At 73.9% G+C, this 8,341-nt stretch carries 5 protein-coding genes; 4 read left to right on the forward strand and 1 reads right to left on the reverse strand.

Features of this window, described 5'->3' with window-relative positions; all coding sequences use genetic code 11:
- Positions 1-23 precede the first annotated feature (23 nt).
- Genes AC1DT4_RS15180 through AC1DT4_RS15190 form a run of 3 tightly spaced genes read left to right on the forward strand, consistent with a single transcriptional unit; the run spans position 24 to position 3,390 of the window.
- Positions 24-1,049, forward strand: coding sequence for a glycosyltransferase family 4 protein (locus tag AC1DT4_RS15180; RefSeq protein WP_477090632.1), 1,026 nt, complete (start codon positions 24-26; stop codon positions 1,047-1,049).
- On the forward strand, positions 1,046-2,071 hold the full coding sequence (locus AC1DT4_RS15185; RefSeq protein WP_477090633.1) for a glycosyltransferase family 4 protein: 1,026 nt from the start codon (positions 1,046-1,048) through the stop codon (positions 2,069-2,071). Before AC1DT4_RS15180 ends, AC1DT4_RS15185 begins: the two co-directional genes overlap by 4 nt.
- Positions 2,068-3,390: a glycosyltransferase gene (locus AC1DT4_RS15190; RefSeq protein ID WP_477090634.1), complete on the forward strand. Its 1,323-nt coding sequence runs from the start codon at positions 2,068-2,070 to the stop codon at positions 3,388-3,390. Before AC1DT4_RS15185 ends, AC1DT4_RS15190 begins: the two co-directional genes overlap by 4 nt.
- 42 nt (positions 3,391-3,432) lie before the next feature.
- On the opposite strand, the gene AC1DT4_RS15195 is transcribed toward AC1DT4_RS15190, so the two are convergent.
- Positions 3,433-5,733, reverse strand: coding sequence for a hypothetical protein (locus AC1DT4_RS15195; protein WP_477090635.1), 2,301 nt, complete (start codon positions 5,731-5,733; stop codon positions 3,433-3,435).
- A 166-nt stretch (positions 5,734-5,899) separates the two neighbouring features.
- Between AC1DT4_RS15195 and AC1DT4_RS15200 the strand changes: the two genes are divergently transcribed.
- Positions 5,900-8,224, forward strand: coding sequence for a glycosyltransferase (locus AC1DT4_RS15200; RefSeq protein WP_477090636.1), 2,325 nt, complete (start codon positions 5,900-5,902; stop codon positions 8,222-8,224).
- Positions 8,225-8,341: the final 117 nt, after the last annotated feature.

Here is an 8,341-nt window from a genome sequence, read left to right on the forward strand (position 1 = left end):
GAGTAGTCATCGCCTCGAGCTCGGTGCCCCACGTCAACGGGGGCGGCAACCTCATCGTGCACTGGACCGCCCAGGCACTTCGGGAGGCCGGCCATGAGGTCGAGGAGTTCTACCTCCCGTTCCCCGTCGACACCCGGCGCGTGCTGCCGGCGATGGTGGGGCTGCGGGCCACCCCGTTCGCGGGACAGGGCGACCGGCTGATCGCGATCCGCTGGCCGGCGCACCTGATCCGGCACGAGAACAAGGCGACGTGGTTCATCCACCACTACCGCGAGCTGTTCGACCTGTGGGACACCCCGTACCGGGGCATCCGCAACGACCAGGAGGCCGCGTCGTACCGGGAGGCCGTGCGCCGCATCGACAACATCGGGTTCCGCGAGTCGAAGGCGGTGTTCAGCAACTCGGCGATCGTGCGGGACCGGGTCAAGGAGTACAACGGGGTCACCGCCGAGCCGCTGCTCCCGCCGCTGGGCGGTGACACGTCGCGCTTCACCACGGAGGCGTACGGCGACTTCATCTTCTACCCGAGCCGCGTGACTCCCATCAAGCGCCAGCTGCTCGCCGTGGAGGCGATGCGGTACACGACGACGCCCGTGCGGCTCGTCATCGGCGGCAGCGCCGACACCGCGGACTACAGCCGGCGCCTGCAGGACCTGGTGCGCGAGCACGGGCTGCAGGACAAGGTCGAGCTGCGGCTCGGCTGGATGGAGGAGGCCGAGAAGACCCGCCTGCTCTCCGAGTGCCTCGCCGTGTCGTACCTGCCGCTGGACGAGGACTCGTACGGGTACCCGTCCCTGGAGGCGTCGCACTCACGCAAGGCGATCGTCACGGTCTCGGACTCCGGGGGGGCCCTCGAGTTCGTGACCGACGGGGTACAGGGCCTCGTGACGGCTCCCGACGCCCGCGCGCTCGCCGCCGCGTTCGACCGGCTCTACGAGGACCGCGCCCTGGCCGAGCGGATGGGCGAGGCCAGCTTCGCCCGACGGGCCGAGCTCAACATCGCGTGGGAGCACGTGCTCCACCGACTCCTGGAAGACAGCACCTCGTGAAGATCCTCGTCGCCAACAACGCCGCACCCTTCGTCCGCGGGGGCGCCGAGCTCCTTGCCGACCGGCTGGTCCTCGAGCTCCGGCGCGCGGGGCACGAGGCCGACCTCCTGCGCCTCCCTCTCGGGGACACCCCCGAGCAGGTGCTCGAGAGCATGACGGCCGCGACGCTGATGGACGTCATCAACTGCGACCGGATCATCGGGATGAAGTTCCCGGCGTACCTGATCCCGCACCCCGACGTCGTGATCTGGCTGGTCCACCAGTTCCGGCAGGCCTACGACCCCGCGCCCGTGGGCTGGCCGCAGGACCCGCGGCTCGACCGGGTGGCCGACGCCGTCCGGGCCGGCGACCGGGCCGCGTTCGAGGCGGCGAACCGCGTCTACACGATCTCCCCGATGGTGGCGGAGCGGCTCGAGCGCGCCAACGGTCTGACCGCCGAGGTGCTGATGACGCCGCCGCACGCCGACCAGGACTTCCGCACCGAGCCCGCCGAGGACTTCATCGTCGCGCTCGGCCGGCTCTCGGGCGGCAAGCGGCAGCGGCTGGCGATCGAGGCGATGGCCCACGCGAGCCCGGGCTACCGGCTGGTCGTCGCCGGCGCCCCCGAGACGCCCGAGACGTTGGCCGACGTCGAGCGCCTGATCGAGCGGGAGGGCCTCGGCGACCGCGTCGAGCTGGTCCCCCGCTTCATCACCGAGGAGGAGAAGCTGGACCTGATCGCCCGCTGCATCGGCTCGGTCTACCTCCCCATCGACGAGGACTCGTACGGCTACGTCTGCTACGAGGCCGCCATGTCCAACAAGCCGTCGATCACCGGCACCGACTCGGGCGGCACCCTCACGCTCGTCGACCACGGGCGCACGGGGCTGGTCTCCGAGCCCGACCCGGTCTCGCTGGCCGCCGCGTTCGACGAGCTCGCGCTGCACACGGCCCGCGCCGCCGAGATGGGTCGCAACGCGCGCACGCTCGCCCTCGACCTGGACCTCTCGTGGGACCGCGTCATCGAGGAGCTCACCCGATGAAGGTCGCCATGGTGACCCCGATGGCCCCCGAGAGCGCCATCGCCGACGTGATGGTCCAGGCGATCCCGCGCATGAGCGAGGAGTGGGACGTCGAGGTCTGGTGCCCCACCGGGACCGACTACCGACCGTGCCCCGTGCCGGTCACGCCGTACGCGGAGGCCGACAGCGACACCCTGAGCGCGCTGGCCGCGTACGACCTGGTGATCTACGTCCTGGGCAACAGCCCGTGGCACTCGCAGATCCTGCCGCTCGCCCGGGCGCTGCCCGGTCTGGTGGTGCTGCACGACGTGGCGATGACCGACATGGTGCGGCACTCGGCCACCGCACGCGGCGAGCTCGACGTCGTCGCGCGGCGGATCGCCGACGAGTCGACGCCGGAGGAGGCCGAGATCTTCCGCCGCGGACGTCACCCGGAGGGCACGCCCGGCTGGATGCGGTACAGCGAGCAGACGCCGATGAGCGACTACGCGATCGAGACGAGCCTGGGCGTCGTCGTGCACTCGTGGTGGCACGCGGGCCTGGTCAACGGGCGCTCGCTCGGCGACGTCACGGTCGCCCCGCTCCCGGTGCCGTCCCCGCGGATCGGCTTCGACTCCAACCACCAGGAGGACGCCGCCGACCATCTGCACTCGTTGCCCGCGGATGCCGTCCTGCTCGTCACGGTCGGCGCGGCGAACGCCAACCGGCGGATCGACGCGCTGCTCGACGCGGTCGCGTCGGACCCGGTCCTCGCGGCCCGCGTGCACCTCTGGTCGGTCGGGCCGACGCAGTCCGTGGACGCCGACGAGCTGCGTGCGCGCGCGGCCTCGCTGGGTCTGGCGGACCGGTTCGCGGTCACCGGGGCGGTCAGCGACTCGCTGCTGCACGAGATCCTCGACCGCGCCGACATCGCCGCGGCCCTGCGCGACCCGGTCCTCGAGGGTCAGTCGGCGAGCGTCTTCACGCAGATGCTGGCCGGGGTGCCGCTCGTGGTCCTCGACCACGCGCACTACGCGGAGCTCCCCGACGACGTCGCCGTGAAGGTGGACCCGCAGGACGTCGTGGCCTCCCTGCGGACCGCCCTACGCGCGCTGGTCGACCACCCGCAGGAGCGGGCGGAGTCGGGAGCGCGTGGCCGCGACTTCGTGCTCTCGACGCGCAGCGGCGACGCCTACGCCGAGCAGCTCCTCGAGGGCGGTCGCCGGGCCATCGCGTCGCGGCCCCTGGTGCTCATGGGCACCGACGTCGCCGAGCGGCTGCGCCGGACGGGGCTCAACGAGCACCGCGCCGTCACGACGGTGGTCGCGGACCTCGCGTTCGAGCTGTTCGACCTGGAGTGAGCGTCCCGGCCGCCCCGTCCCGAGGGACGGGGCGGCCGGCCGTCACCGGAACGAGGCGACCGGGTCCAGCACCGCGACGGTCAGCTTGCGCGGGTCGTCCGGGACCGTGCACGCGCGACCGCCCGGCGCGACGTCGAGCGTCGCGTCGGTGGTGGCGGACGGCAGAGAGACCGTCACGGGGGCCTCCCCGTTCGCCTCGAGGTCGACCGTCGTGCTCACCGTCTTCCCGTCGGCGGTCAGGCTGACGACGACGTCGCGCGAGACGCACGGCGCCGCGGACAGGTCCAGGGTGACCGACGTGAAGTCCGCGTCCGGCTCGGTGGACCGGACCGTGAACCGTGCGGGCTCGGTGCCCAGCCACCAGCGCTCGTGGTCACCGTCCTGCTCGGGCAGCGACCCGTCGGTGTTCTCGAACACCGCCGGCGACCAGAACAGCTGCTCCTCGTCGGGCAGGTCCTCGAGGTCGGTCGCGGGGTCGGTGACCTCACCGTCCTGCGCCACGGGGAGCGCGAACGCGACCCAGTCGCCGCCGCGCCCCGTCGCGACCGGCTCGCCGGCCACCTCGGTGAGCTGGGCGAGCACGACGTCCTGCTGCTCGGGCGTGTACCCGCGCAGGTCCACGCTGATCGCGCAGAAGCCGCCGGCGACCAGGTAGTCGACCGCCTGGGTGGTGATGTCCCCGTGCAGCGAGTCGAGCCAGGCGCTGTCCTCGGTGTCCTTCATCGCCCCGGCCGACCACTTCTTGGTGGGGTTGGTCAGCGCGGGCCAGAACTGCTGCAGCGGCCACAGGTTCACCTTCGGCGGCTCCTCGGGATACCGCAGCACGGGCAGCTGCAGCACGCCGCACTCACCGGGGACGGCGGCGTTGAGCTCGTCGGCGTACGCCTCGCCCGCCGCCCGCTCCGCCGCGCCGGCCGCGGCGATCTGGGTGAACTGGATGCGGTACGGGGCGACGGCGTCGAGGATCAGGACGACGCCCAGCCCGGCCGCGACGAGAGTGGTCCGCCAGCCCGACGACGGCAGGCCGAGCCGCCGCCACGCGACGGCGGCTGCCGCGAAGACCAGCGTGTACAGCACCGGCAGGAGGCGGTCCCACGCACGGATCTGCGTGGAGACGAGGTACGCGAACAGGAAGTTCAGGCCCCACGGGACGAAGAAGAGCACCGCGGTGGACAGGAGAGCCCCGACCAGGCCGAACGAGACGCCGTCCCCCGACGAGCCAGGCAGGCGCAGCCCGAGCGCCTTGCGACGCGAGGTGATGATCAGGCCGACGATCGCGAAGACGATGGCGACACAGGTGAAGAGCGAGCCGAAGTTGGACGGCAGGATCACGCCCGAGGTGCCGACCTTGGTGCCCTCGGCCAGGGCGCCGTCGACCAGGGAGTTGACCGGCCCCATCCCCGGCACGCGGGAGTACGGGGCGGGCATCAGGGCGAGGGACAGCGAGCCGGCGTACTGCACCGACTCGACCACCAGCCGCTTGGCCACCGGGTGCAGGGCGGGGTGCGTCCGCTCGAAGATCGCCGCGGGGAGCAGCGCGAGCCCGAAGAGCGCCACGACGAGCGCGGGGGGCGTGGCCGACAGGGCGAGCGAGCGCCACCGGGCCCCACGCGCGAAGCGCACGACGAGCGCGATCGTGCAGAAGAGGACGGCGAACACCGCGTAGTAGACGCCGCTCGTCGCGACGACGAGCACCACGAAGCCGTAGCCGAGCGCGGCGCGGACGCGGTGCTCCGAGCGCAGGGCGCGTTCGACGGCCCCGCTGCCGACCGCGAGCGCGAGGCCGACCCCGAGCACCGCCGAGTACATCGACGCGAGGTACATGTGCTCCGTGCGCAGCCAGTGGAACGGGATGAACGTGAGCGCGAGGGAGGCGAGCACGGCCATCGGTCCGCGCAGGCCGCACACGCGCAGCACCCACAGCGCGGCGAGCGCGGTCAGCGGGAACGAGAGCGCGTACATCGTGTTCAGCCCGAGGAACGGGTCGTTCGTCAGCGCGGCGACGACGCCGGACATGAGGTTCTGGGTGATGTCGGCGGCCGGGAAGTACCGCAGGTCCTGCCCGAACGGGTACCCGAGCTCGTTGTTCCCGAAGATCGCGCCCGTGGCCCACATCTTGGCGATCACGTAGACGGGGACGGCGTCGCCCGAGCCGAGCGGGGCGCGCATCCGGTCGAAGCCACCGAGGCCGAGGAAGAACAGGACGATCGACGTGAACGCCACCGACACCGGGTCGGCGAGGGGGTTGTCCCAGCGGAACGAGAGCCAGCGACTGCGGGCGCGAGGGGCCGGCGTCTCCACCGTGGCGTCGCCCGCCTCGGCAGGTTCGGTGTCCAGCGTCACGTCTCTCTCATCCTACGAAGGGGCAGGTCGGGCGCGGATCTCGTCGCGCGGCGGGCGCCCGGGGCGTCGCACGTCAACCCCAGCCCCGACCAGAGGGCGTCCAAGGATAACCGCCGCGCCCGACTAGGCTCTGCCCGTCATCCGTTCCGGCGTGAGGGGTCCGTGCGTGCACATCGCCGTCGTGAGCGTCGCCCGCACGGCTGCGCACGCCCGCCTCACCGTGCGGCACGCCCTGGCCGTCACCGACGCGCCGGTGACCGTGCTCGACGTCGACGGCACGTACCTCCCGGTCGGCCGCGAGACCGTGGTCGGGCCGGCCGACGTCGGCCTCCCGGCGGACGAGGTGCACCGCCGTGCGGCGCGGCTCGCCCCCACCGACGTCGGGCGGTCGTGCGTCCCCTCCCTGGTCCGGTCGCTGCCCTCGGACGTCGTCCTCGCACTCGCGCCCGGCGTGGTGCTACTGGCGTCCCCCGAGCCGATCGCCACCGCGCCGGCCGACCTCGTGCTCCTGCCGCGGGCGGACGCCCTGCGCGCCGACGGCCTGCGGCCCGACGCCTCCGACCTCGCCGACTCCGGGGCGTACTCGCCCCTGCTGCTGGGGGTGCGCCCGCGCCGTACGGACCTGCTCGACCTCTGGGAGCGCGCCGCCCTCGAGGCGGCCGGCGACCGCTGGCTCGACGCCGCCGCGGCCGTCGTACCTTCCACGGTGCTGCGCACCCCGGGCCTGCTCGTCTCGCCGTGGACCGTCGAGCCCGCCCAGGCCTACGGCACAGTGGACGGGACCCTGGCGCTCGACGGCTCCCCGGTCATGGCCCTCGACCTGACCGGGCTGGTGGCCGACGCGCCGTGGGAGCTGGGCCCGCCGGCGTGGGAGCGGCCGCGCGCCCGGCTCAGCGACCACCCCGCGCTCGCGGCGCTCGTCGCGTCCCTCGCGGGCGAGCTCGAGCCGTCGCCCGTCGATCCCTTCGCCGGCACGTCGCTCGGCACACCCGTCGACGCCACGCTGCGCGCGGTGTACCGCGCGGCGGACGCGTACGTCGACCCGTTCGACCCGGCGCGGCGCGACGAGCTGCTCTCCTGGCTCACGGCGCCGTCGGCCGACGGCGGCCCCGGCCGGTACCTCACCGCGCTGCGCGCCGGCCGGGCAGACCTCGTCCGGTCGTTCCCCGAGGTCCCCGGCGCCGACACCGCGGCGTTCCTCGCGTGGACGGCCGCGCACGCGGTGGGCGAGGGCCATCCCGCGCGACTGGTCGAGGAGTCGCTGCGTCGCGTCCCCGTGCGCGCGCCCGAGCGCGGTCGACGGGCGCCGGGCGTCAACGTCGTCGGCTTCCTGCGCGGCGAGCTGGGCATCGGGGAGTCCGCCCGCCTGCTGACCGCGGCCCTGCGGTCCGCGGGGGTGCCGGTGGTGACGCGCACGGTCGAGGCCGGTCTCGCCAGCCGGCAGCGCACGGCCGACCCGGCCGAGCAGCCGGGCGCGTTCCTCGACACGACCGTCGTGTGCGTCAACGCCGACCTCACCACCCGCGTGCTCGCGGCGGTCCCGGACGTCGCGGACCAGAGCTACCGGATCGGCATGTGGTACTGGGAGGTCGAGGAGTTCCCCGCGTCCCAGCACGGCGGCTTCGCCCGGCTCGACGAGGTCTGGGTGGCCACGGACTTCGTCCGGAGGGCCGTGGAGCCGCACTCGCCCGTGCCCGTGCGCACCCTCACGCCGCCGCTCCCCCAGCGCGGGCCGGACCCGACGCTGACCCGCGCCGACCTGGGCTGGCCCGACCGGCCCGTCTTCCTGTTCGCGTTCGACTTCCTGAGCACGGCCGAGCGGAAGAACCCCTGGGGCGTGGTCGACGCCTTCGTCCGCGCGTTCGCGCCCGAGGACGGGCCGCTGCTCGTCGTGAAGTCCATCAACGCCGACCGACGCCCCTCCGAGGCGGAGCGCCTGCGCCTGCGGGTGGCCGGGCTCCCCCACGTGCGGCTCGACGAGCGCTACCTGGACCCGGCGGAGCGCGACGCGATGATGGCTCTCGCCGACTGCTACGTCTCCCTGCACCGCAGCGAGGGGCTCGGGCTGACCATGGCCGAGGCGATGTCCTGGGGGAAGCCCGTCATCGCGACGGCCTACAGCGGCAACCTCGAGTTCATGACTCCCGAGAACAGCTTCCTGGTCCCGTGGACCCCGACCCGGATCGGGGACGGCGCCGAGCCCTACCCGGCGGACGGCACCTGGGCGGAGCCGGACCTCGACGCCGCGGCACGGTTCATGCGCCTCGTGGTCGACGAGCCGGAGACCGCGGCCGAGCGGGGCGCGCGCGCCGCGCGGGACATCGCGACCCTGCACTCGGCCGAGGCCGCGGGCCGCAGGTTCGCCGCCCGGCTCGAGGAGCTGGCGCGGGTCCGCAGCGCGCACGGTCGGGTGAGCGTGCGGTCACGGGTGGAGCGCGCGCTCACCGGCGTGCTGCGGCGAGCGCGGGTCAGCGGCCCAGGACGCGCTTGACCCGCCCGGCCGCGCGGCGCCCGACCTCCGAGACGCCTCCGGCCCGCAGGTAGTCCCGCGCCAGGACCGCGTCCTGGCGCAGGCTGCGCCGGGGACCGCGCGACCGCGGCCGCGCCG

The organism is Cellulomonas sp. P4_D11, from assembly GCF_056401915.1.

Coding starts and splice junctions, on each gene's coding strand:
- AC1DT4_RS15190 (WP_477090634.1), top strand. CDS start 2,068: ATGAAGGTCGCCATGGTGACCCCGATGGCCCCCGAGAGCGCCATCGCC.